Below are 22,233 nucleotides of genomic sequence, written 5' to 3' on the forward strand. Positions count from 1 at the left end.
GGGCCCCCCGCGCCCCGCCCCACGCCCGAGCATCACGCTGCTCCCGCGCCCCGCGCGGCGGCCGTGCCGTCCGCACCGGGCCGCGGGCCGGAGCCGGGAAACGGTCAGGGGCCGGGGCCCGCGGCGTCCGAGGAGCGGCCCCGACTGCCGCGCCGCCGACGCCAGGAGCACCTCGTCCCCGAGCTGCGCGATCCGCCGCCGCCCCGGCCGCGGCCCGAAGGCGAGCCGGAGCACGACCCGGGGCTGATGGCGGCGTTCCGCCGGGGCACGAGCCTGGCCGAGGACCAGCCCGTCGCCCGCCCCCTGGGCGGCACCGGAGAGCCCGGCGGCGCGCGCTAGCCAGCCCGGCGGGCCGTGAACCGCGGCCCGCGTCACCCACCTCATCCGCAAGGAGCGAACGCGACCATGGTGAGCGAAGCGCCCGTCGGCCCCAACGGCGATCTGTCCTGGCTGCTGACCGGCCTCGTCCAGCGCGTCCCCCATACCCGCAGCGCTCTGCTGCTGTCCGCCGACGGCCTGGTGAAGGCCGTCCACGGACTGGAGACCGACGTGGCCGACCACCTGGCCGCCCTCGCTTCGGGGCTGTACTCGCTCGCGCGCAGCGCGGGCACCCGCTTCGGCGAGGGCGGTGAGGTGCGGCAGGTGCTCGTCGAGCTCGACACCTCGCTGCTGTTCGTCTCCACCGCCGGCCAGGGGGCCTGCCTGGCCGTGCTGGCGGGCCGGGACGCGGACGCCGCCGTGCTCGGCTACGAGATGGCGATGCTGGTGAAGAGCGTGCGCCCCTACCTCGCGACCCCCGCCCGACTGCCGGCGGGGCACTGAGGCCATGGCAGCCCCGGAGAGAGAGCCGTGGCTGGACGCCGCGGCGGGGCGCCTGGTGCGCCCGTACACGGTCTGCGAGGGCCGGACCCGGCCCTCGGCCGCCTTCGACCTGCTCACACTGGTGATGGCGACGGGGCGAGGCCCGCGCGCCCAGCTGGGCCCGGAGCACGCCCGGGTGCTGCGGCTGTGCGGGGGTCCGGTCTCCGTCGCCGAGATCGCCGCCCACGTCCGGCTGCCTGCGGTGATCACCAAGGTGGTGCTCTCCGACCTCGTGGACTGCGGTGCCGTGACCGCGCGGGACCCCACGCCACGGGTGCAGGGCCCGGGCCGCTCCGACCGCGATCTGCTGGAGGCAGTGCTGCATGGACTCCGTACCCGGCTCTGACGCGTTCCCGGAGGCGGTGAAGATCCTCGTCGCGGGCGGCTTCGGCGTCGGCAAGACGACGTTCGTGGCCGCGGCCAGCGAGATCGCCCCGCTGAGCACCGAGGAGCTGCTCACCCAGGCCGGTGCCGGCACCGACAGCCTCGACGGCGTCGAGGCCAAGCGCACCACGACCGTGGCCATGGACTTCGGCCGCATCACGCTGAGCGGCCGGCATGTCCTGTACCTCTTCGGGACGCCCGGGCAGGAGCGGTTCTGGTTCCTGTGGGACGAGCTGAGCGCCGGGGCGCTCGGCGCCGTCGTCCTCGCCGACACCCGTCGGCTCACCGACTCCTTCTCGGCCGTGGACTTCTTCGAGGAGCGCGGCCTGGCCTTCGTCGTCGCGGTCAACGAGTTCGACGGCGCACACCGCTACACCACGGACGAGGTGCGCGCCGCACTCGATCTCGACCCCGGCGTCCCGGTCGTGCTCTGCGACGCGCGCGGCACCGAATCCGCCACCCAGGTCCTCGTCTTCCTCGTTTCGCATCTGCTCGACACCAGGAGTGCGCATGCCCCCGACGTCGTATGACCCGACCACCCACCTGCTCCTCACCCCCGAGGACACCGAGGCCCCGGCCCGGGTCGTGCGCCTGCGCGAGCTGGGCCTGGGCGACGCGCCGGTGCCGGAGTTCGACGCCTTCGCGCGCAAGCTCGCCGACGTGACCAGAGCGCCCTACGCGATGGTGAACCTCATCGACGAGCACCGGCAGTACTTCGCGGGCCTGTACGCCCCCGCCGTCGACCAGGCGGTGGAGCTGGGACCCGCGCCGCCCAGCGCCCGGGTCGGCCGCACCATGGCGCGCGACCACGGCTACTGCCCGCACGTGATCGTGCGGCGCAAGGCGCTGGTGCTGGAGGACGTCTGCGACTACCCGCGGTTCGCCGGCAACCCGGTGGTGGACGAGATCGGCGTGCGCTCCTACCTCGGGGCGCCGCTGATCGACCGCACCGGAATGGCCCTGGGCACCGTCTGCGTCGTGGACCAGGAGCCCCGGCCCTGGGGGAGGCCGGGCCTGGAGACCATCAAGGGCATGGCCGCCGAGCTGGTGGAGCAGATCGAACGGCGCGAGAGCGGCGGCTGAGGCGGGCCGGGGGCCGCCGGCGTCAGCGGCGCCCGGCCCCCACCGGGTCGGGTGCCCCCGGTGCGTCCGCCGCGTCGGCGGGGCCCGCGTCCGCCGCATCGGTCCGGCCCCCGTGCGCCGCCGCGGGCGGCCCTCCGTCCGGCGCCGGTGCCGTGGCGGCGGACTCCTCCGCGGCCGCCGTGTCTTTGCGGACGAGCTCGGAGAGGCGGGCGGACCAGTCTCCCCGGGCCGTGCCGAGGGCCACGTCCCCCAGCCTCAGCCGCTGCACGTCGGAGGTGCCCGCGGGGGCGAACAGGTGGTGAACGTCCCGCAGGTAGCGTTCGACCGGGCAGTCGGTGAACAGCCCCGACGCCGCGTGGATCTCCATCGCGTCCCGCGCGGAGTCCAGCGCGTACTCCACGTTCACGAGCTTGGCGTTTATCAACTCGGCGTCGCAGGGCTGGCCCTGGTCGAGCAGATGCACGGCCTGGTAGGCGGCGAGCCGCGCCGTCATCAGCCGGGACTGCATGCGGCCCAGCTTCGCCCGTACCGCCCCGACGCGGCCAAGCGGCGCACCGTACCGCGTGCGGGTCGAGCACAGCCGCGATGTCTCCTCCAGCAGCGCGGTGTGGATGCCCAGGGCGACGGCGGTCAGGTTGGCCCGCCCGTAGAGCACGCTGGAGGAGTAGGCGACGGCCAGCCCGTCGCCCTCGCGCCCCAGCAGGCTGCTCGCCGGAACCCGGCAGTCGGCGAGGCGCACCTCGCCGAAGCTGAACCCGTGCAACCCCATCGCGGGCTGCTGGGGAGCGAGCGTGCAGCCCGGCGTCCCCGCCTCGACCAGAAACGCCGACAGCCCCCGGGAACCGGGCCCGGTGCGCAGTACGACGCCGTGGAGGTCCCCGATGTGGCTGTTGCCGACGAAGACCTTGCTGCCGTTGAGCACGTAGTCCTCGCCGTCGCGGACGGCCGAACCGGTCATGCCGAGCACATGGCCGCCGGAGCCGGGCTCGGTGACGGCGATGGTGGGCAGGCACTCCCCGGCGGTCACGGCGGGCAGCCAGGTGCGCTTCTGCCGCTCGTTGCCGAAGTGGAGTATCTTCGCGACACCGAGCTGGGAGGCCTGGACCATGGCGCCCATGGCGCCGCTCACCCGGGACAGCTCCTCGATGACGACCGTCTTCGCCACATGGCCGTCGCCCATCCCGCCGTAGCCGCGCGGCACCGTCACACCGATCCAGCCCTGCCGTGCGATGAGCCGCGACAGCTCGGGGCAGACCCGCCGCCCGGCCTCCATCGCCGCGACCCTGGGCCTCACCTCCGATTCGGCGAAGTCCCGCACCTGACGGCGCAGTTCCTGGTGTCGTCGGTCCGTGAAGTGGCGATCCATGACGAGCCCTTCCGCGTAGCGCTGCCCGCGGGCCTGTCCTGCGGGATGGTGCGCCGGCAGCCGCCCCGGCCGGGCGGCCGACCCCGCGACCGTGTCCGGCACACGGCCCAGGCCCGGGGATACGGGTACGGTGACCGAAGGGCCGCGCTCTGTCACGGGGGAGCGGAAGCCAGGTACGCCGCGGTCGGCGGTACTCGGGCGGGGAGTCGGGTGTCGTCCGTTCCGGTGGCTGTCGGGTTTACCGCAGCATGCCCCGGCGGCATACCCGGACCACGTGGAATTCCGGCTCACCGCGGGGCGCTCGGCGCAGAGGCGGGGCGCGCGGGAACGGCGCGCGCCGCGGAGGTGGTGCGCAGCCGGCCCTCGGCCGACTCCCCGCTCAGGCCGCCGCGGTCACTGCGCCGCGACCAACGGCATCGGTGCGGCCACCTGCTCCGGCGGGCCGGGGCGTGCGTAGAACCAGCCCTGGGCCGAGTCGCAGCCCAGGTCCCGCAGTTGCTCCGCCTGGGCCGCCGTCTCGACGCCCTCGACCGTCACCGAGAGGTCCAGGACGTGGGCCAGGGAAACGATCCCTTCGACCACCTTGAGATCCACGGGGTCGGCCGGCTGCTGCTGGAGTCCCCGGGTGAAGGAACGGTCCAGCTTCAGGGTGCTCGCCGGCAGCCTGCGCAGGCTGGCCAGGTTGGAGTACCCGGTGCCGAAGTCGTCCAGCGCGATGCCCACGCCCAGCTCGGCGAGTTGGCGCAGCGGCTTGAGCTCCGCGTCGTCCGCCCGGATCATCGCCGACTCGGTGACCTCCAGGCACAGCGAGCCGGGTGGCAGCCCGGCGTTCTCCAGCACGGCCACGGTGTCGGACACCAGCTCCGGATGGCTGAGCTGCCGTGGCGAGAGGTTCACGTTGACGCGCAGGGGCCGGGTGCCGCCGATGCCGCGGACCTGCCACTCGCAGGCCTGACGCACCGCCTCCTCCAGCACCCAGCGGCCCAGCGGGACGATCAGCCCGGTGTGCTCGGCCAGCGGGATGAACCGGTCCGGACCGAGGACACCGTGCCGCGGGTGGTCCCAGCGCACCAGCGCCTCGGCGCCCTCCACGCTCCCGTCGGACATCCGCACCAGCGGCTGGTACTCGATGAAGAACTCGCGGGCCTCCAGCGCGACGGGCAGCCGGTTGGTCAGCGCGTGCCTGCCGATGATCCGCGCGTCGGAGTCCGGGTCGGCCAGCTCGTAGCGGTTGCCGCCCTGGGCCTTCGCCCGGTACATCGTGATGTCCGCGCTGCGCAGCACCTCGGCCGCCGTCCGCTCGCCCGCCGGGCCCTCGACGATCCCGATGCTGGCCCGGACCGTCAGCTCCCGCCCGTCCACCAGCACGGGGGTGGACAGCGCCTCCAGGGCGCGCTCGGCGAGTTCGGTGATGTCGCCCGAGTTCTCCGGGTCGGTGTTGAGGGCCACGAACTCGTCGCCGCCGATGCGGGCGACGAGCTGGCCGGGCCCCTTCACACAGCTCTGCAGCCGCTCGGCGACGGCGACCAGGAGCTGGTCCCCGACGGAGTGCCCCAGACTGTCGTTGACGGTCTTGAAGCCGTCCAGATCGAGGTAGCACAGGCCGAAGCGGGCGGCGTCGCCCTTCCTGGCCAGGGCCTGTTCCAGCCGTTCGAAGAACAGGGTGCGGTTGGGCAGGTCCGTCAGCGCGTCGTGGGTGGCCTCGTAGCGCAGGCGCAGGTGCAGCAGCCGACGCTCGGTGATGTCCTCAATCAACGCCAGCATGTACCGAGGGGCGCCGTCGGGGTCACGCAGGAGGGAGACCGTCAGATGTGTCCACAGGACGGTGCCGTCGGGACGGTGGTAGGGCTTCTCGGTGCGGAAGTGGTCCCGCTCGCCGCGTGCGAGCTCGTCGTACATGCGCCATACGTTCGGCCCGTCGTCGGGGTGCACCCAGCTCTTGATGGGACGGTCGCGCACGAGCCGCTCGTTGCCGCCGAACATGCGGGTGAGGGCGCTGTTCACCTCCAGGACGCGGCCGTCCAGCGTGCCGATGCCGATCCCGATGCTGGCGCCCTCGAAGACGGCGCGGAAGCGGGTCTCGCTCTCGTGCAGGGCCTGCTCGATCTGCGACTGAGCCGTCAGCGCGGCGCGCGAGAGGGCCTCCTGTTCGAGGCGGGTGCGCTCCTGCAGCGCCCGGGCGAAACCGGCGGCTATCGCGTGCTGCAGCCGGGCGCAGCGGGCCCGCGCCTCCTCGGGGGGAAGGCGGGAGGGATCGGAGCAGTACAGCAGCAGATAGGCGTCCACGACGCCGAGGATCTGCGGCAGCGCCTCCGGCGTGGTGCAGTGCGCGTCCACGAGCTCCTGGCCGACCGCCCGGGCCGGCACCGGGTCGAACGGATGGGCGTGCAGGGAGGTGCACAGCAGTTCGGCCAGCGGCACGAGGTGCTGCTCGAACTCCGCCAGGGTCATGCAGGTGGCCGTCGTCGGGTAGACGGCGCGGCTCCAGACCGTCGCGAAGCGCCGCAGTCCGTCGTCGCCGCGCGGGCCGGGGCCGGCCGGGGAGCGAAGGCCCGGCTCGGCTGTGTCTTCCGGGGATCTGTTCACGCCTTACGTCCCACCCCGCCGAACCCGGTGAACACGACCGGGTCCTCGTGCTCCGTGGATCCTTCCGGACGCCAGTTCGGCATCGGGACGAGACCCGGGTCGACGAGCTCGAAACCGGCGAAGAAACGCTCCACCTCGGCTCTCGAGCGCATGATCAGCCGGGAGCCCACGTTCTTGTAGACGTTGGAGATTTCCCGCCCCTGTTCCACGGTGCGCGGGCCCCCGTCGGTGGAGGCGTGCGTGAGGATCAGCAGCGATCCCGGGGCCAGCGCGTCGCGCAGCTGCGCGACCGCCGCCCAGGGGTCCTCCGAGTCCTCGACGAAGTGCAGCAGCGCGACCAGCAGCAGCGCCACCGGCCGGTCCAGGTCCAGCAGCCGCTTCACCGGTTCCCCGCCCAGCAGTGACTGCGGCTCCCGGAAGTCGGCCGCCAGCACGTCGGCCCGCTCGTCGCCGTCCAGCACCGCCTCGCTGTGCGCGACCGCCACCGGGTCGTTGTCCACGTAGACCACGCGGGCCTCCGGCGAGGCGCCCTGGGCCACCTCGTGCACGTTGCCGAACGTGGGTATGCCGGAGCCGATGTCCAGGAACTGCGTGACCCCCTGGCCGACCGCGTAGCGCACGGCGCGGCGCATGAAGGCTCGGTTGGCCTGCATGATCTTCGGCAGTCCGGGGAACACCTCGATGGCCCTCCTGGCCGCTTCCCGGTCCACCTCGAAGTTGTGCGATCCGCCGAGGTAGTAGTCATAGATCCGGGACACACTCGGCTTGGACAGGTCGATGCCCTGCGGTGCCCAGGAGGGACGTTCCATCAATGACTCCTCATCGCGATCGCCGGCGTATTGACGTTCGAGGGATGAGGCTACTGACCTGAGGTGGGTGGGAGTAAGGAAAAGGAGACTCAACCTCCCGATACTGTCCTGATGTTGAGGTATATGCCCGGTTCGTGAAGGCGAAATCCTCCTGTTCCGCGCCCCATTCTCCACCCGTGCGGCCCCGGGACGCGCCGTTTCCCGCCGGAGGCGCCGGTACCGCCCTCCGGCCCGGGGACGCCCGCACCGCCAGGTGGGCGAAACCGCGGTGGCGCGCGCGTCGGCGAGAACGGGACCGAGGAGCGCCCGTACGGAGTGGCCGGGCGGCTGGAGGTCCCGCCGCCCGGAGTCGCCCCGGGGCCGTCCGGGGCCGCACGGGCCCGCCCAGCGGTCGTCGGGCGGTCACCGTGCCGGCGGGCGGGCGATGTGTAGATTCCGCGCCGGGGTGCACTCGTCGGGTGTGAACGACACGAACGCATCGACTCCCGAACCGGACGGCGGCCGATCCCCCGGGCAGAAGGGGGGCGGCGGGGTGCCCCCGAACGAGACGCCGCCCGCGGAGGGCACGCTCTCCGGCGCCGGGCCGGAGGAGACACCGCACAACCCGACCAGGGGATGGTCCACCGGCCCGCTGATCGCCATCGGGCTGCTGGTGCTGGTCTTCATCGTCTACTTCCTCGCCCGGATCATCCTGACCTGAGCGGGCCGTTCCGCGCGGGTCCGGCGCGGAACCCGCGCCGGGGCCGCCCCCAGGTCCGCTACGGGCGGCCCCGGAGGCTTGTCACGAGCTCGCGCAGTCGCCCGCCGGGCAGCCTCGGCCGCAGCGGTGCGGTGTCCATGCCCTCACCTCTGCGGAAGGCCGCCAGGAACTCCGTCAGCGTCTCCGTGGAGGAGGCCGCGGGGGACCACTCGAGCTCCTTCCGGGCCCGGTGCGTGCTCATCAGCGGCAGCCGCAGGAACGCGTCGAACAGCGAGGGCGAGGAGGGCACCAGCCGCAGCCGCCACGCGGCCGCCAGGGCGGCCCGGACGGCCGGGGCGGGCACCCGGACCGGCCGTGCCGCCAGCAGGCCCGCCAGCACCCCGGCGTCCACCGGTGCCTCGCAGGCGAGGTTGAAGGCGCCGCTCACCGGCCGCAGCACGGCACGGACGAAGGCGTCGGCCGCGTCGTCGGTGTGGAGTACCTGGAAGCGCAGGCCCGGCAGGTTCGGGACGACGGGCACCAGCTCCGGGCGCACCAGGGCGTTCGGGACGGCCGGGCCGCCGAACAGCCGTCGCTGGCCCATCGCCGACTCCCGTTTGAACATGAACGCCGGGCGCATGCGGACCACCCGGATGCCGGGATGGTCGCGCTCGAAGGTGTCCAGCAGCCGCTCGACGTAGGCCTTCTCGCGCGGGTAGGCGGCCTCCGGCCAGCCGTGCGTGGGCCAGGACTCGTCCACCATCCGCTCCTGCCCGTCCGCCGGTCCGGGCGAGTAGACGCCGACCGAGGAGGAGTACACGAGCGCCGGAACCCCGGCCGCCGCCATCGCCCGCAGCAGCCGCTCGGTCCCCTCCACGTTCGTCCGCCAGGTCAGCCGCGGGGCGTGGGTGGGCTGGATCAGCCAGGCCAGGTGGACGACGGCGTCCGCGCCCTGGAGCAGGCCCGTCAGCTCCGCTTCCGCCTCGGGGGCGCCGAGGTCCGTGCTCGCCCACTCCGTCCTGGCCGGCGTCCACGCCGGGACCCGGCGGCACAGCCCGAGCACCGAGGCGACGCCCGGCTCCCGGGCGAGGCGCTGCAGCACGCTCGTGCCCACGTTGCCCGTCGCGCCCGTCACGACGATCCGGAGCCCCTCCGTCTCGGTCACGCCCGCTCCTTCCGTCCCCGTCCGTGAACCTCCGGAGGTACCCCGGGCCCGGCCGCGGAAACGCGGCCGGACGGGCCGTGTTTCCCTCCGTTCCGGTACGGGTACCGCGCACGGCTGAGAAAGGGGGAGCCATGCAGGAACCCGACCCGCGCGACGAGGAACGCGACCCGCGCGAGGACCCCGAGCGCGAGGGCCTGCTCAGCCACGTCTCCCCGCGCAGCGGCACGGAGCCCGTGCGAGCCCGCAGCGCCGTGCGACTGCGGCTGCTGCTCGGTCTGCTGTTCACGCCGCTGTTCATCGCGGGCGCGGTGCTGTTCTGGGCCTGGGCGGCCGCGTCAGGGCCCCACGACGTGCCCACCGACGGCTCGCTGCGCGTCATCGCCGTCCTGTTCACCGCTCTCGCGGTCTTCTCGCTCCTCGACCTGCTGGTCGTCCAGCGGCGCCTGCTGCGGGCCCGGCACCGGCGGGGGCGGCGCGCCGGGCACTGAGTGCGCGCCGTGCCGCGCGCGGGCGGCGCACAATGCGGGCCATGCGCGTGATCGGACTGCTCAGCGGTACCTCCTGCGACGCCGTGGACGCGGCCGTGGCCGAGCTGACCGTCCGGCCCGACGGGGACCTGGACCTGCGCTGCGGCGAGCTGCTCAGCGTGCCCTTCCCCGCCGGGCTGCGCGCCGAGCTGGCCGCCTGCCTGCCGCCGGCCGAGCCCACCTGGCGAGGGATCTGCCACCTCGACGCCGCGCTCGGCCGGCTCTTCGGCGCGGTGGCCGCCCGCGCGAACGCCGAGCTCGCCGACGGGGACGCCGCCCTCGTCGCCTCCCACGGCCAGACGTGCTTCCACTGGACGGACGGGCCCCGGGCCCTGGGCACCCTGCAGCTCGGCGCGCCCGCCTGGATCGCCGAGGCCACCGGGCTGCCTGTCGTCTCCGACCTGCGCAGCCGCGATCTGGCCGTCGGCGGGCAGGGCGCCCCGCTGACGGCCACGCTGGACGCCCTGCTGCTCGGGGACGAGGGCCGTCCCGGCGCCCTCAACCTCGGCGGCATCGCGAACCTGAGCCTGCGCGAGGGCTCCGGCACCGTCGTCGCCTACGATCTCGGCCCGGCGAACGCCCTGATCGACGCCGCCGCCGTCCGGGCCAGCCGCGGCACCGCCGCCATGGACCGCGACGGAGCCCGTGCCGCCCGCGGCCGGGTCCTGCCGGAACTGCTCGGCGCCCTGCTGCGCGATCCGTACTACCGGCTGCCCCCGCCCAAGTCGACGGGGCGCGAGCACTTCCACGCCGCCTACCTCCACCGCCACCTGCCGACCCCCGAGCCTCCGCCCGACGACGTCCTGGCCACGGTCACGGAGCTCACCGCACGCCTGGTGGCCGACGCCTGCCGCGCCCACCGGCTCACCGCGCTGACCGTCTCCGGCGGCGGGGTGCGCAACCCCACGCTCATGGCTCGCGTCCGCGCCCTGGCCGCCCCGGTGCCGGTCACCGACAGCGCCGTCCTCGGCCTGCCGCCACAGGCGAAGGAGGCTCACCTCTTCGCGCTGCTGGGCTTTCTGACCGTCCACGGCCTGCCGGGCAACACCCCGTCCGCCACCGGGGCCGAGCGCCCCGCGCTCCTCGGTTCCCTCACTCCGGGCCACGGCCCACTGCGTCTTCCGGACCCGCTGCCGCGTCCGCCCCGCCGTCTGCACGTGGCCGGGCCGCCCGGGCCGTGAGCCCGGCCTCGCCCCGGCGCTGCCCACGGCGGACCGGAGCCGGGCTCGGCCACGGCCTGCCCGGCTCCGGCCCCGTGGGCCGTACCCCTCATTCCCGCACGGCATGGCCCGCCCGTCAAAGGGGCGTACGCCCCTTTGACGGGCGGGCCGTGGGCGGAGTCGCGCGAAGCGGGCCCGAGGCGGGGCCGCCAGGGCCGGAAGGCCACCTTGACGGCGCCGTCGGCCTTCTGCTGGAAGTCGCTCGCCTCCGTCCGCCGACGTCGTCCGCCCCGCGGACGGGCACCCGGTCGGGCGGGACCCACGCCGGGTCCGACGTGGCGGAGACCGGGCCCGGAGGTCACACGCTGACGCCGTGCGCGCGCAGGTAGGCCAGGGGATCGATGTCCGAGCCGTATCCGGAGCCGGTGCGGATCTCGAAGTGCAGGTGGGGCCCGGTGGAGTTGCCGGTGTTCCCCGCCCGTCCGACCCGCTGGCCCGGCTCGACGCGCTGGCCCGCGCTCACCGATATGGCGGAGAGGTGCGCGTACTGGCTGTACCGCCCGTCGTGGTGCTTGAGGACGACCTGGTACCCGTAGGCCCCGCCCCAGCCCGCCGAGACAACGGTCGCCCGTGTTACGGCCTTGACCGACGTGCCGGTGGGCACGGGGAAGTCGACGCCCGTGTGGTAGCCCGCGCTCCAGGACGAGCCCGTCTGCCGGTAGGCGGTGCCGGGCCGGACGCCGGGTATCGGCGCCGTGTAGGCGGGCGCCGCCGACCGCTCCTGCCGCCTCTCGGCGGGACGCTGCTCGCGGTCCTGGGCGGGCTGTGGAGCCGGTGCCTTCGCCCGCCGCTGGTCCTGCCGCGTGTCGGCCCGCTGCTCGGCCGGCCGGGCGCGGTCCTGCTGTCCCTCGGCCTTCCCCTCGGCCTTCCCCTCGGCCTTCCCCTCGGCCTTCCCCTCGCCCTTCGGTCCGGCCTCGCCGTCCTGCGTGCTGTCGGCCGCGGCCGCCTCGCGTGCTCCCCGCTCGGGCTGCGGGGACGTGGTCGCCGGGCGCGGCGGGGCCGGACGCAGAGCCAGGCGCTGGCCCGGAAGAATGAGGTCGGGATTGTCCCCGACGGTGCTCCGGTTGCGCTCGTAGAGCGCGGGCCAGCCGCCGCGCACGGCATGGTCCTGCGCGATGGAGGACAGCGTGTCGCCCGGGAGGACCTCGTGCGTCTCGTTGCCGCGCCGGTGCTCCTGCCCCTCGGGGGCGTCCGTGCGGCGCTGCCCGGGCACCTGCCGCGCCTGCTCGCCGGCCGCCTGCCGCGCTATGGCCTCACGCTGACTCGCGGGACGGGAGGCGGTCCGCGCGGCCCGGTCCTCCGCGTCCCCGCGCGTGAGGCCCGCCTCGGGGCCGCACGCCGGCCAGGCCCCCGGGCCCTGCCCGGCCAGTACCTTTTCGGCCACCGCGATCTGCTCCGCCTTGGAGGCCCGGTCCGCGCGGACGGCATACCGGGTGCCCCCGTACTGCTCCCAGGTGGACTGCTTGAACTGCAGACCGCCGAAGTACCCGTTGCCCGTGTTGACGTGCCAGCGTCCGCTGCTCTCGCAGGCGGCCACCTTCTCCCAGGTGTCCACCGGGGCCGCCTGCACGTGGCTCACCCCGATGAGGGGGAGGGCGATCCCGGCGCCACCGGCGGTGACGGTGAGCGAGGCACGGGATACGGAACTCGTCCGGGGACGGCGGTGACGACCACGGGGTGCCATGGGTTCCTCCCACTACCTGCGCTGCCGTGCGCTCCAACGGGCTCCCGAGGAAACGGGAGTTGACAAGCGCGTCAAACGTAGAGCGCGCTCGGTGCGCACGGCAACCGATTCCGGCTCATTCGCCGGTTCCACCACCCGTGCCGTGCACCGTCACATGGTGTCGGGCGGCCCGGCCGGCGGTCGCCGCGTCCGCGTAGACCTCGCAGACCAGGCGACCGTCGCTGGTGAAGTCGTGTTCCAGCTCGTAGAGGGTGACCTCGCGGCCGTCCGCCAGTAGGAACGCGTGTTCGTAGACAGAGCAGAAGGCGTTGGGCCCGGCGGGCCCGAACGGCTGTGCCACACGGGAGATGTGGTGTCCGACGGCCGTATCGAGCAGCGCGCGCGTCCGGACGCCGGGTCGATCGGGGTTGACGGCGCGGCGCAGCAGCCGTCTCGCGTGGTCGGCCGAGTTCTCCTCGGTGTATCCGGGGGACGCCGGGGCGGCGAGGTGGACCGGCGCCGCGGGACAGCCCGCGCCGTCGCCCCCGGCCGCCCCCGGCCCCGCACCCGGATCCCCCGCCTCCGGCACGGCGCCGCCCATGCGCTGGTGCACCCGGCTCTCCGCCTCCTGGAGCGCGGCGAAGTCCGGATACACCTCGCAGGTCACCTCGCCGTCCGTATCCATGACATGGCGCAGTTCCCACAGCACCAGGACGCTGTGGTCGGCGAAGGTGAAGGTGTACTGATAGGTCGAACACCGCAGCGCGGGAGGCGGGTTGCGGTGTTGCCTGAAGGACCGGAGCTGGACGTCGCAGCGTACGGCCGCCGCCAGCCGGGCGGTCAGCCGTTCGCTGAGGTCGAAGGGGTTGCGGGCACGGGCGATGAGCAGCGCCAGGTGGTCGCCCGGCGCCGGCCCGCTCGTGCGCCGCGCCGTGTCGTTCATCGGGCGCCTCCACGTGTGCTGAACCGGAATCCCCCGTCACCCGTTGAATACCCAAAGTAGCGACGTCGCTTCACCATGTGTGCAAAATGGCTGACATGTGCGGTTCCCGTGGCTCATGGGGGAAGGCCATCGTCACGCAACTCGCGCTTTGGAGAGCGCAGTTACGTTCCGTGTCCTCATCCGTCCGGTGGAGGACACCTCGACGCGCGCCACGAGCCCGCTCGCTCTGGCCACTTCCGCCGTCTCACGCGCCAGCCCCGCCTCGGCGGTGCCCGCCGACCGGCCGGGCTCTACCGTCGCGCCGAGGACGCGGCCCCGCGCACGGTCAGCGCGTCGAGCAGGTTCTCGGTGGCCGCCGTGACCTCCTCGACGGCGCGGTCGAACGCTTCCGCGTTGTGCGCGGCGGGGCGCCGGAACCCGGAGATCTTGCGCACGTACTGCAGGGCCGCCGCGCGCATGTCCTCCTCGGTGACCGCCTCGGTGTACGGGGGACGCAGCGTCTTGATGCTTCGGCACATACCTCGACGGTACGCCGCCGCCCTGACAACCGGAGCCGGACGCCGTGGCGCCCGGCTCCGGTTGTCAGGGCCGGGCGGGCCCGCCGGCGCCCGTGGAGGCTCTGGCGTCCCGCCCGGCGTCACTCAGTGCGTCAGGTGCGCGGGCTGATGCGTGACCGACTCGATCTCGTGGCCCGCCTTGGCCAGGAGCTGGTGGGAGAGGTCGCGCAGCGCCCTGGCGGCCGCGATCTCCTCGCCGACCCGCTGCTGAGCCGGGTCCGACGGGTAGCGGTCGGCCCGGCCGTGGGCCTTCAGCTCCGTGCCGTCCTGCAGGCGCATCATGCAGGAGGCCCGCGTCTTGTCGCCGTCCTCCCAGAACTCCATCTCGACGTTCATACCGACGATCGTTTCCATCAGGACCTTCTTTCGAGGGAACCATCGGCTGCGGCCGGTGGGGGAAGCGCATTCCCTGCTTGAGATTCTTCTCGTCCCGCGAAGTTCGGTCCGGGCCGGGCCGTCGCCCGGGGGCCCCTGCGGACAGGGAGCGCGGGCGCGGCGCCCACCCGCACCGACCGGTGGGCTTCTTCCAGGGTGCCTCCACGGCGCGCTGCGGGCGACTCAGGCCGGGGGCCGGGCCCCCGGCCGCCCGGCCGAGGCTCAGCCGAGGTCGATGCCCGGGTACAACGGGTGCTTGCCGAGCAGCTCCGCCCCACGCCCCCTGACCTGGTCCGCGACCCCGTCCTCAAGGGTGTAGCGGGCCTTGGACGGGGTGCCCGAGGCGGTGGAGCCCGGCGAGGTGCGGCTGAGCACGGTGTGCATCAGGTCCGCCACCTCGTCCATCTCCGCGGTGCCGAACCCGCGCGTGGTCAGCGCCGGGGTGCCGATGCGGACGCCGGAGGTGTACCAGGCGCCGTTGGGGTCCTGCGGGATCGCGTTGCGGTTGGTGACGATGCCGGCGTCCAGCAGCGCGGCCTCGGCCTGCCGGCCGCTGAGCCCGTACCCGGAGACGTCCAGCAGCACGAGGTGGTTGTCCGTGCCGCCGGTGACCAGCCGCACGCCCCGGCGCAGGAGGCCCTCGGCGAGGGCACGGGCGTTGTCCACGACGCGCTGGGCGTAGCCGCGGAACTCGGGCCCGCGGGCCTCCGCCAAGGCGACGGCCTTGGCCGCCATGACGTGCGGCAGCGGCCCGCCGAGGACCATCGGGCAGCCCCGGTCGACCTGTTCGGCCAGCGACGAGTCGGAGAGCACCATGCCGCCGCGCGGGCCGCGCAGCGACTTGTGCGTGGTGGTGGTGACGATGTTCGCGTGCGGGACGGGGTCGAAGTCGCCGGTGAGTACCTTGCCGGCCACCAGGCCCGCGAAGTGGGCCATGTCCACCATGAGGGTGGCCCCCACCTCGTCCGCGATCTCCCGCATGACGCGGAAGTTCACCAGCCGGGGATAGGCCGAGTACCCGGCGATGAGGATCAGCGGCCGGAACTCGCGGGCCGCGGCGGCCACGGCGTCGTAGTCCAGCAGGCCCGTCGCCGGATCGGTGCCGTAGCTGCGCTGCTCGAACATCTTGCCCGAGATGTTGGGGCGGAAGCCGTGGGTCAGATGGCCGCCGGCGTCCAGCGACATGCCGAGCATGCGCTGGTTGCCGAGGGCGCGCCGCAGCCGCTCCCAGTCGGCCTCGCCGAGGTCGTTGACGTGGCGTGCCCCGGCCTCGGCCAGGGCCGGTTCCTCCACCCGCTGGGCGAGCACCGACCAGAAGGCCACGAGGTTGGCGTCGATCCCGGAGTGCGGCTGGACGTAGGCGTGCTGGGCGCCGAACAGCTCCCTGGCGTGCTCGGCGGCCAGCGCCTCGACGGTGTCCACGTTGCGGCAGCCCGCGTAGAAACGGCGCCCCACCGTGCCCTCGGCGTACTTGTCGCTGAGCCAGTTCCCCATGGTGAGGAGGACGGCGGGGGAGGCGTAGTTCTCGCTGGCGATGAGCTTCAGCGAGCCGCGCTGGTCGGTGATCTCGGCCCCGATGGCGTCGGCGATCCGCGGCTCCACGCCGCGGATCACCTCCAGCGCGCTGCGGTAGGCGACGGTCTCGGGCGTCGGCCCGGCGGCGGGGGAGGGGACGGGCGGAGTGGTCTGCGGTTCGGCCACGGGAACCTCCAGGAGGCGGCGGGGTGTGCTCCGGTGGCCCAGGCGCGCGGCAGCACATCACCGTTGACGGAGCCGCTCCCCAATGGTCAGTCCCATTTCCTCGCGCCAGTCACGGCTCGCTGCGAGCGTATCAAGCCCGGTCAGCGGATGTTCCTGCCGGAGAGCGCGCGGGCGATCACGAGCCGCTGGATCTCGCTCGTGCCCTCGAAGATCGTGTAGATCTTCGCGTCGCGGTACATGCGTTCCACCGGGTGCTCGCGGCTGTAGCCGGCCCCGCCGAGGACCTGGACGGCCTTCTCGGTCGCGGTCACGGCCAGTTCCCCGGCGCGCAGCTTGGCCATCGAGCCCTGGCCCGCGGTGAACTGCTTGTCGTTGCGGGCCATCCAGGCGCCCTGCCAGATCAGCAGCCGGACGGCCTCGATCTCGGTGCGCAGGTCGGCCAGGGTGAAGGCGATGGACTGGTTGTCGATGATCGGGCGGCCGAAAGCCTCCCGCTCGCCCGCGTACTCCAGGGCGTACTCGTAGGCGGCCCGGGCGATGCCGAGGGCCTGGGCGCCCACCGTGGGGCGGCTGACCTCGAAGGTCGCCATGGCGGCCTGGCCCTTGGCCGCCCGGCCCTCCCGGGCCCTGGCCAGCCGCCGGTCGAGCCGTTCCCTGCCGCCCAGCAGACAGGCGCCGGGCACCCGGACGTCGTCGAGGAAGACGTCGGCGGTGTGCGAGGCCCGCAGTCCCAGTTTTCGGATCTTGCGGTTGCCCACCAGACCCTCCGTGCCCGGGGGGACGATGAACGCGGCCTGGCCGCGGGAGCCCAGCTCCGGGTCCACGGAGGCGACGACGACGTGTACGTCGGCGATGCCGCCGTTGGTGATCCAGGCCTTCTGGCCGTTCAGCACCCACGTGTCGGCGGCCTCGTCGTAGCGGGCCCGGGTGCGCATCGCGGAGACGTCGGAGCCCGCTTGCGGCTCGGAGACGCAGAAGGCGGCGAGCCGGGGGTCCTGGGCGTCGCCGTAGCACTGCGGCAGCCACTCGGCCATCTGGTCGGGGGTGCCGGAGGCGAAGATGCCGGCCGCGGCGAGGGAGGTGCCGAAGAGGGCCATGCCGATGCCCGCGTCGCCCCAGAAGAGCTCCTCGTTGGCGATCTGGAGGGAGAGGCCCGAGGGGTCGCCGTACATCTCGGCCAGCGACTCGAAGCCGTACAGGCCGACCTTCGCGGCCTCCCGGATGACGGGCCAGGGCGTCTCCTCGCGGTCGTCCCACTCCGGTGCCGCGGGGCGGACGACCTCTGTGGCGAAGCCGTGGACCCAGTCGCGCAGGTCGCGCTGTTCTTCGGTGAGTTCGAGGGAGAACCCGCTCATGTCAGTCTCCTGGTGGTCTCTCGCGCGCCGGTCAGGCCCTGGGGATGTCGAAGAGCCGGGTGAGGCCGGAGGCCATGCCGACGTCGCCGGCGACCTTGAGCTTGCGGGTCATGAACATCGTCACGGGCGAGCCGTTGCCGGAGACGAGCTTCAGGAACTCCGCGTCGCCCATGATCAGGCTCACCCGCGGTTCGGCGTCGCTGCGGCCCTCACGGACGGTGCAGGTGCCCGCGTCGATGACCGTCTCGTAGACGGCGTCGCTCTCGCCGGTGACCTTCCAGCGGATCAGCGCGCTCAGTGAGCCCGCGGCCTCGGGGCGGAACTGCCGTTCCATGCGGGAGAAGACCGCGCCGAGGACCCGCTCGCGGAACTCGCCCGTCATGAACTGGCCGATCTCCTTGGCGGACAGGCCCTTCACGATCGTGGCGAACTCCTGCGGGGAGATGGTCGCGAAGTCCAGAGCGGCCAGGTCGTCGCGCGATGTACCCATGGTCGGTTCCTCACTGAAGCGGGTCCGGGTGTACTTACTTCTTAGTAAGTTTACTCTTGAGTAAGATTAGCCACGGGGTGGGTAGGCTGGCAAGGGTGACGGAGAAACGCAGGCGACGGGTCCCCCGGCAGGTCCGGGAGCAGCAGATGATCGACGTGGCGGTCCAGGTGTTCGCCAAGCGCGGCTACCACGCCGCGTCGGTGGATGAGATCGCCGAGCTGGCCGGGGTCTCGAAGCCGATGGTCTACCTGTATCTGGACTCCAAGGAGAACCTGTTCATCGCCTGCGTGCGCCGGGAGGCGCGGCGGCTGGCCGAGGCCTTCGAGAACGCGGCGCGCGAGGAGGCCACGGCGGACCAGCGGCTGTGGGCGGGGCTCTCCGCCTTCTTCGGTTTCGTGCACGCGCATCGCGACAGCTGGGTCGTCCTGCACCGTCAGGCATCCGAACTCTCCGAGCGCATCGCCCACGAGGTGGCCGAGGCCCGGCGCACGGTCATGGCCCAGGTGGCCGGACTGGTCAGCGACGGCATCGCCGACAGCCCCAACCCGGCCCGCCTGGGCGAGGAGGACGCCGACTTCGTCGCCCACGCTCTGGTGGGAGCCGCCGACACGCTCACCGACTGGCTGGAGAGCCATCCCGACGAGTCCCCCGAGCGCGTCACGCTGCGGCTCATGAACATGTCCTGGGTCGGCATGCGCAACGTGCTCGGGGGCGAGGTGTGGTCACCCCCCGGTTCGGCCGAGGGGTGAGACGCGCCCGCGCAGGTGCTCGCGGGTGCCGTCCGCGGAGCGCAGGGCGAAGGCGTGCCCGCCGTCCCGGGCCGCGTGGCCGAACTCCGCCCCGGCCGGCAGCAGGACGGGGGAGTGGAAGCGCACCTCCGCCCGGCAGGCCTCCGGCAGGACGTCGGCCAGCGCCGCCAGCGAGCGGGCCTTGGTCCACATGCCGTGCGCGATCGCCCGGGGGAACCCCAGCAGTCGCGCGGTGAGCGGGTACAGATGGATCGGGTTGCGGTCGCCGGACACCGCCGCGTAGGACCGCCCCGTCGAACCCGGCAGCCGCCAGTGCTCGGTGTGGTCGGGGCGGGGGAGTGCCTCGTTTGGCCCCGGTCCGGCGGCCGGTCCGGTCGGGCGGCCGCGGCGCAGGTAGGTGCTCGTCGAACGCCAGACGAGGGTGTCGCCGTCCCGGGCCTCGGCGTGGATCTCGAACGCCGTGCCCTTCGGGTGCGGAACCTCGGCGCCCGTGCGCACGCGGTAGGACAGCTCCTCGCCGGGGCCGATCGGACGCGTCCGCTCCACGACGTTGGCGACGTGGACGAGGCCGAGGAGCGGGTGGGGGAAGTCACGACGGGCCATCAGCGCCATCGCCAGCGGAAACGCGACGAGGTGTGGGTAGGTCAGGGGCAGTGGCGTGGCGGCCGGGAAACCGCACACCTCCGCGTAGCGGCGGACCCTGGCGGGGTCGGCCCGCGCCGTGACGGTCAGCTCCCGCTCGGGGACGGTCCCGCGGGGCCCGCCCCCGGGCCCGTCCTTGGGGCCGCCCTTGGGGCCGCCCTTGGGCAGGACGGCGCGGGCGTAGAGGGGCAACAGGGACGGGACGGCGCGCAGTTCCCGCACCGTGCGGGTACGGGCGGGCGTCCCGCCGGTCTTCTCGCGGTCCATGACGTCACGCCCCCAGCAGGGCCTGGCCGCACACGCGCAGCACCTGGCCGCTGACCCCGGCGCTCCCCGGCGCGGCGAAGAAGGCCACGGCCTCGGCGACGTCCACCGGCTGCCCGCCCTGGTTCAGGCTGTTCATGCGCCGTCCCGCCTCCCGGATGAACAGCGGTACCGCCGCGGTCATCCGGGTCTCGATGAAGCCCGGGGCCACCGCGTTGACGGTGATGCCGCGGCCGGACACCCGCGGGGCGAGCGCCTCCACCAGCCCGATGAGCCCGGCCTTGCCGGTCGCGTAGTTCGTCTGCCCGACGTTGCCGGCGATGCCGGAGATGGACGACGTGCACACGAGCCGGCCGCCGTCGCGCAGGACCGGGTCGTCACCGGCCAGCAGGACCTCGGTCATGCGCTCGACGGAGGTCAGGTTGACCGCGATGACGGCCTTCCAGTGGTCGGCGTCCATGCGTCCGAGGGTCCGGTCCCGCGTGATGCCCGCGTTGTGGACCACGACGTCCACGCCGCCGTGCTCGGTGCGCAGGTGCTCGGCGAGCGTCTGGGGCGCCTCGGGCGCCGTGACGTCCAGCTCCAGCGCGCTGCCGCCGCAGCGGGTGGCGACGGCGCGCAGCTCCGCGCCCTGGGCGGGGACGTCCAGGCACACGACGTGGGCCCCGTCCCGGGCGAGCGTTGCGGCCACGACCTCGCCGATACCCCGGGAGGCGCCGGTGACGAGGGCGACTCCGCCGGACAGCGGCCTGTCCCAGTCCTCGGTGGCGGGTACGGCCCCGGTGCCGTCCACCCGCAGCACCTGCCCGGAGACGTAGGCCGAGCGGGCGGACAGGGTGAACCGCAAAGTGGACTCCACGGCCCCCTCCGCCCCGGGAGCGACGTGCAGCAGATGGGCGGTCGCCCCACGCCTGAGCTCCTTGCCGGCCGACCGGACGAAGCCCTCCAGCGCGCGCTGGGCGACGGCCGCCGCCGTCGAGCCCGCCTGCTCCGGGGGTGTGCCGAGGACGACGAGGCGGCCGCACGGGGTGAGCGAGCGGATGCGCTGGTGGAAGAAGGCGTGCAGGTCCGTGAGGCCGTCGCTGCCGGAGATGCCGGTCGCGTCGAACACGAGGGCGGCGGGCCGTCCGCCGTCGGCCGCGTCCGGGTCGAGGACGGTGGCGTCCATCGCCTTCAGCAGTTCCCGGAGCGGCTGGCGGAGACGTCCGCCCTCGGCGCCGCCCAGGACCACCGGGCCCGCCACCACGGGATCGCCGGCCTCGTGCCGTCGCAGGGGCTCGGGGCGTGGCAGTCCGAGCCTGCGGACGAGGAAGCCGCCCGGTCCGCTGTTGGCGAGCCTCTGGTAGCGATCGGCCATGGATTTTCTCCTTACGCACAAGTAAGTTTACCCAAGAGTAAGAACCGAGTCCCCGGACCACAAGGAGAACCGTCCATGACTTCCCCCGGGAGCTCCCCCGGCCGTCGCGTCGCCATCGTCGGAGGCAACCGCATCCCCTTCGCCCGGGCGGACGGTCCCTACGCCACCGCGAGCAACCAGGACATGCTGGGCGCCGCCCTCTCCGGTCTCGTCGACCGCTACGGGCTGCACGGCAAGACGCTCGGCGAGTTCGTCGCCGGCGCCGTACTCAAGCACGCCCGGGACTTCAACCTCGCCCGCGAAGTCGTCCTCGGCAGCCCGCTGGACCCCCGCACCCCCGCCTACGACGTCCAGCAGGCCTGCGGCACCGGGCTGGAGGCCGTGATCCTGGTCGCCAACAAGATCGCCCTCGGGCAGATCGAGTGCGGCGTCGCCGGCGGCGTGGACACCGCCAGCGACGCGCCCCTCGGCGTCAACGACGACCTGCGCAAGGCGCTGCTCGCGGCCCGCCGGGGCCGCACCCTCGGACAGCGGCTCAGGGCCCTCGGCGCCGTCCGCCCCCGCCACCTCGTCCCGGACATCCCGCGCAACGCCGAGCCGCGCACCGGCCTGTCCATGGGCGAGCACGCCGCGCGCACCGCCCTGCGCTGGAACGTCTCCCGCGCCGACCAGGACGCGCTGGCCGCCACCAGCCACCGCCGGCTGGCCGCCGCCTACGAGCGCGGCTTCTTCGACGACCTCCTCACCCCCTTCCGCGGTCTGGACCGGGACCAGAACCTGCGCCCCGACAGCAGCGAGGAGAGGCTCTCCACGCTGATGCCCGTCTTCGGCGACGGGCCGCGGGCCACCATGACGGCGGGCAACTCCACCCCGCTCACCGACGGGGCCGCGACCGTGCTGCTCGCCAGCGAGGACTGGGCCGCCGCCCACGGGCTGCCGGTGCTCGCCTACTTCAGCCACTCCCGCACGGCGGGCGTGGACTTCGTCGACGGCCCCGACGGCCTCCTCATGGCCCCCGCCTTCGCCGTGCCCCGGCTGCTGCAGACCGCCGGCCTCCGCCTCGCCGACCTGGACCTCGTCGAGATCCACGAGGCCTTCGCCTCCCAGGTGCTCGCCACCCTCGCCGCCTGGGAGGACCCGCGCTTCTGCGCCGAGCGCCTCGGCCTGGACGCGCCACTCGGCGCCGTCGACCGGGACCGGCTGAACGTCGTCGGCTCCTCGCTCGCCGTCGGCCACCCCTTCGCCGCCACCGGCGGCCGCATCGTCGCCACCCTGGCGAAACTGCTCCACGAACGCGCGGGCGAACGCGGCGGCGGGCCCGGCGAGGGCCGGGAGCCCGTCCGCGGCCTCATCTCCGTCTGCGCGGCCGGCGGACTCGGCGTGACCGCCGTGCTCGAACGCTGACCGCGCCCCGGCCCCGCTGCCGCCCCCGCCCCCGCCAGGGCCCCCGGCCCGCG

22 protein-coding genes, 1 pseudogene and 1 riboswitch are annotated in these 22,233 nt (G+C 73.9%); of the genes and pseudogenes, 10 read left to right on the forward strand and 13 right to left on the reverse strand.

The window, feature by feature from the left end; all coding sequences use genetic code 11:
- The 5 genes and pseudogenes from HPT28_RS27240 to HPT28_RS24425 all read left to right on the forward strand — a co-directional run.
- A pseudogene (locus HPT28_RS27240) lies at positions 1 to 339 on the forward strand (ATP-binding protein); the annotation flags it as partial.
- 66 nt (positions 340 to 405) lie between these two features.
- The gene (locus HPT28_RS24410; protein ID WP_219093773.1) at positions 406 to 822 is read left to right on the forward strand and encodes a roadblock/LC7 domain-containing protein; all 417 of its coding nucleotides are present in this window, start codon (positions 406 to 408) and stop codon (positions 820 to 822) included.
- Between the two features lie 4 nt (positions 823 to 826).
- Positions 827 to 1,207, forward strand: coding sequence for a DUF742 domain-containing protein (locus HPT28_RS24415; protein ID WP_219093775.1), 381 nt, complete (start codon positions 827 to 829; stop codon positions 1,205 to 1,207).
- Entirely contained in the window at positions 1,185 to 1,775 is a 591-nt protein-coding gene (locus HPT28_RS24420) for an ATP/GTP-binding protein (protein WP_219093777.1), read from the forward strand. The genes HPT28_RS24415 and HPT28_RS24420 overlap by 23 nt, the downstream gene beginning before the upstream one ends.
- Positions 1,756 to 2,328, forward strand: coding sequence for a GAF domain-containing protein (locus tag HPT28_RS24425; protein WP_219093779.1), 573 nt, complete (start codon positions 1,756 to 1,758; stop codon positions 2,326 to 2,328). The genes HPT28_RS24420 and HPT28_RS24425 overlap by 20 nt, the downstream gene beginning before the upstream one ends.
- Before the next feature lie 22 nt (positions 2,329 to 2,350).
- On the opposite strand, the gene HPT28_RS24430 is transcribed toward HPT28_RS24425, so the two are convergent.
- The 3 genes from HPT28_RS24430 to HPT28_RS24440 form a co-directional block, all read right to left on the reverse strand.
- On the reverse strand, positions 2,351 to 3,694 hold the full coding sequence (locus HPT28_RS24430; protein ID WP_219093781.1) for an acyl-CoA dehydrogenase family protein: 1,344 nt from the start codon (positions 3,692 to 3,694) through the stop codon (positions 2,351 to 2,353).
- Between the two features lie 393 nt (positions 3,695 to 4,087).
- Positions 4,088 to 6,202: a bifunctional diguanylate cyclase/phosphodiesterase gene (locus tag HPT28_RS24435; RefSeq protein WP_257579367.1), complete on the reverse strand. Its 2,115-nt coding sequence runs from the start codon at positions 6,200 to 6,202 to the stop codon at positions 4,088 to 4,090.
- Positions 6,203 to 6,276: 74 nt separating this feature from the next.
- Positions 6,277 to 7,089, reverse strand: coding sequence for an SAM-dependent methyltransferase (locus HPT28_RS24440; RefSeq protein WP_219093784.1), 813 nt, complete (start codon positions 7,087 to 7,089; stop codon positions 6,277 to 6,279).
- 460 nt (positions 7,090 to 7,549) lie between these two features.
- Here HPT28_RS24440 and HPT28_RS24445 point away from each other — a divergent pair, with 460 nt between their 5' ends.
- Positions 7,550 to 7,789 (forward strand): DUF6480 family protein, encoded by a 240-nt coding sequence (locus HPT28_RS24445; RefSeq protein ID WP_308119498.1) that lies wholly within the window; start codon positions 7,550 to 7,552, stop codon positions 7,787 to 7,789.
- Positions 7,790 to 7,847: 58 nt separating this feature from the next.
- Here the strand turns inward: HPT28_RS24445 and HPT28_RS24450 are convergent, their stop codons facing one another.
- Entirely contained in the window at positions 7,848 to 8,933 is a 1,086-nt protein-coding gene (locus HPT28_RS24450) for an NAD-dependent epimerase/dehydratase family protein (RefSeq protein ID WP_219093788.1), read from the reverse strand.
- Between the two features lie 131 nt (positions 8,934 to 9,064).
- Here HPT28_RS24450 and HPT28_RS24455 point away from each other — a divergent pair, with 131 nt between their 5' ends.
- Positions 9,065 to 9,421 (forward strand): hypothetical protein, encoded by a 357-nt coding sequence (locus tag HPT28_RS24455; RefSeq protein WP_257579365.1) that lies wholly within the window; start codon positions 9,065 to 9,067, stop codon positions 9,419 to 9,421.
- A gap of 41 nt (positions 9,422 to 9,462) precedes the next feature.
- Positions 9,463 to 10,641: an anhydro-N-acetylmuramic acid kinase gene (locus tag HPT28_RS24460; RefSeq protein WP_219093790.1), complete on the forward strand. Its 1,179-nt coding sequence runs from the start codon at positions 9,463 to 9,465 to the stop codon at positions 10,639 to 10,641.
- Positions 10,642 to 10,978: 337 nt separating this feature from the next.
- Here the strand turns inward: HPT28_RS24460 and HPT28_RS24465 are convergent, their stop codons facing one another.
- The 7 genes from HPT28_RS24465 to HPT28_RS24495 all read right to left on the reverse strand — a co-directional run bounded on the left by HPT28_RS24465 (position 10,979) and on the right by HPT28_RS24495 (position 17,764).
- A complete protein-coding gene (locus HPT28_RS24465; protein ID WP_219093792.1) occupies positions 10,979 to 12,364 on the reverse strand; it encodes a transglycosylase family protein in 1,386 nt (461 codons plus the stop codon).
- A 115-nt stretch (positions 12,365 to 12,479) separates the two neighbouring features.
- Positions 12,480 to 13,286: a DUF6227 family protein gene (locus tag HPT28_RS24470; RefSeq protein WP_219093794.1), complete on the reverse strand. Its 807-nt coding sequence runs from the start codon at positions 13,284 to 13,286 to the stop codon at positions 12,480 to 12,482.
- A 290-nt stretch (positions 13,287 to 13,576) separates the two neighbouring features.
- On the reverse strand, positions 13,577 to 13,804 hold the full coding sequence (locus tag HPT28_RS24475) for a DUF2277 domain-containing protein (RefSeq protein ID WP_219093795.1): 228 nt from the start codon (positions 13,802 to 13,804) through the stop codon (positions 13,577 to 13,579).
- A gap of 123 nt (positions 13,805 to 13,927) precedes the next feature.
- The gene (locus HPT28_RS24480; protein WP_219093797.1) at positions 13,928 to 14,197 is read right to left on the reverse strand and encodes a DUF1876 domain-containing protein; all 270 of its coding nucleotides are present in this window, start codon (positions 14,195 to 14,197) and stop codon (positions 13,928 to 13,930) included.
- A 243-nt stretch (positions 14,198 to 14,440) separates the two neighbouring features.
- On the reverse strand, positions 14,441 to 15,919 hold the full coding sequence (locus HPT28_RS24485) for a glycine hydroxymethyltransferase (RefSeq protein WP_219093799.1): 1,479 nt from the start codon (positions 15,917 to 15,919) through the stop codon (positions 14,441 to 14,443).
- A 29-nt stretch (positions 15,920 to 15,948) separates the two neighbouring features.
- Positions 15,949 to 16,042, reverse strand: a riboswitch (ZMP/ZTP riboswitch).
- 17 nt (positions 16,043 to 16,059) lie between these two features.
- The gene (locus HPT28_RS24490; RefSeq protein ID WP_219093801.1) at positions 16,060 to 17,274 is read right to left on the reverse strand and encodes an acyl-CoA dehydrogenase family protein; all 1,215 of its coding nucleotides are present in this window, start codon (positions 17,272 to 17,274) and stop codon (positions 16,060 to 16,062) included.
- A 31-nt stretch (positions 17,275 to 17,305) separates the two neighbouring features.
- Positions 17,306 to 17,764 (reverse strand): SCP2 sterol-binding domain-containing protein, encoded by a 459-nt coding sequence (locus HPT28_RS24495; protein WP_219093803.1) that lies wholly within the window; start codon positions 17,762 to 17,764, stop codon positions 17,306 to 17,308.
- 95 nt (positions 17,765 to 17,859) lie between these two features.
- On the opposite strand from HPT28_RS24495, the gene HPT28_RS24500 reads away from it, so the two are divergent.
- Positions 17,860 to 18,513, forward strand: a complete 654-nt coding sequence (locus HPT28_RS24500; protein WP_219093805.1) for a TetR/AcrR family transcriptional regulator — start codon at positions 17,860 to 17,862, stop codon at positions 18,511 to 18,513.
- Here the strand turns inward: HPT28_RS24500 and HPT28_RS24505 are convergent.
- Both HPT28_RS24505 and HPT28_RS24510 read right to left on the reverse strand, forming a co-directional pair.
- Positions 18,487 to 19,422 (reverse strand): MaoC/PaaZ C-terminal domain-containing protein, encoded by a 936-nt coding sequence (locus tag HPT28_RS24505; RefSeq protein WP_219093807.1) that lies wholly within the window; start codon positions 19,420 to 19,422, stop codon positions 18,487 to 18,489. The genes HPT28_RS24500 and HPT28_RS24505 overlap by 27 nt on opposite strands.
- Before the next feature lie 4 nt (positions 19,423 to 19,426).
- A complete protein-coding gene (locus HPT28_RS24510) occupies positions 19,427 to 20,776 on the reverse strand; it encodes a 3-oxoacyl-ACP reductase (RefSeq protein ID WP_219093809.1) in 1,350 nt (449 codons plus the stop codon).
- Between the two features lie 75 nt (positions 20,777 to 20,851).
- Between HPT28_RS24510 and HPT28_RS24515 the strand changes: the two genes are divergently transcribed.
- Positions 20,852 to 22,180: an acetyl-CoA C-acetyltransferase gene (locus HPT28_RS24515; RefSeq protein ID WP_219093811.1), complete on the forward strand. Its 1,329-nt coding sequence runs from the start codon at positions 20,852 to 20,854 to the stop codon at positions 22,178 to 22,180.
- Positions 22,181 to 22,233: the final 53 nt, after the last annotated feature.

The organism is Streptomyces sp. JJ38, from assembly GCF_019303475.1.
In the GTDB taxonomy this organism is placed as follows: Bacteria; Actinomycetota; Actinomycetes; order Streptomycetales; family Streptomycetaceae; genus Streptomyces.

Coding starts and splice junctions, on each gene's coding strand:
- HPT28_RS24410 (WP_219093773.1), top strand. CDS start 406: ATGGTGAGCGAAGCGCCCGTCGGCCCCAACGGCGATCTGTCCTGGCTG.
- HPT28_RS24415 (WP_219093775.1), top strand. CDS start 827: ATGGCAGCCCCGGAGAGAGAGCCGTGGCTGGACGCCGCGGCGGGGCGC.
- HPT28_RS24420 (WP_219093777.1), top strand. CDS start 1,185: ATGGACTCCGTACCCGGCTCTGACGCGTTCCCGGAGGCGGTGAAGATC.
- HPT28_RS24425 (WP_219093779.1), top strand. CDS start 1,756: ATGCCCCCGACGTCGTATGACCCGACCACCCACCTGCTCCTCACCCCC.
- HPT28_RS24430 (WP_219093781.1), bottom strand. CDS start 3,694: ATGGATCGCCACTTCACGGACCGACGACACCAGGAACTGCGCCGTCAG.
- HPT28_RS24440 (WP_219093784.1), bottom strand. CDS start 7,089: ATGGAACGTCCCTCCTGGGCACCGCAGGGCATCGACCTGTCCAAGCCG.
- HPT28_RS24455 (WP_257579365.1), top strand. CDS start 9,065: ATGCAGGAACCCGACCCGCGCGACGAGGAACGCGACCCGCGCGAGGAC.
- HPT28_RS24460 (WP_219093790.1), top strand. CDS start 9,463: ATGCGCGTGATCGGACTGCTCAGCGGTACCTCCTGCGACGCCGTGGAC.
- HPT28_RS24465 (WP_219093792.1), bottom strand. CDS start 12,364: ATGGCACCCCGTGGTCGTCACCGCCGTCCCCGGACGAGTTCCGTATCC.
- HPT28_RS24470 (WP_219093794.1), bottom strand. CDS start 13,286: ATGAACGACACGGCGCGGCGCACGAGCGGGCCGGCGCCGGGCGACCAC.
- HPT28_RS24475 (WP_219093795.1), bottom strand. CDS start 13,804: ATGTGCCGAAGCATCAAGACGCTGCGTCCCCCGTACACCGAGGCGGTC.
- HPT28_RS24480 (WP_219093797.1), bottom strand. CDS start 14,197: ATGGAAACGATCGTCGGTATGAACGTCGAGATGGAGTTCTGGGAGGAC.
- HPT28_RS24490 (WP_219093801.1), bottom strand. CDS start 17,274: ATGAGCGGGTTCTCCCTCGAACTCACCGAAGAACAGCGCGACCTGCGC.
- HPT28_RS24495 (WP_219093803.1), bottom strand. CDS start 17,764: ATGGGTACATCGCGCGACGACCTGGCCGCTCTGGACTTCGCGACCATC.
- HPT28_RS24505 (WP_219093807.1), bottom strand. CDS start 19,422: ATGGACCGCGAGAAGACCGGCGGGACGCCCGCCCGTACCCGCACGGTG.
- HPT28_RS24510 (WP_219093809.1), bottom strand. CDS start 20,776: ATGGCCGATCGCTACCAGAGGCTCGCCAACAGCGGACCGGGCGGCTTC.
- HPT28_RS24515 (WP_219093811.1), top strand. CDS start 20,852: ATGACTTCCCCCGGGAGCTCCCCCGGCCGTCGCGTCGCCATCGTCGGA.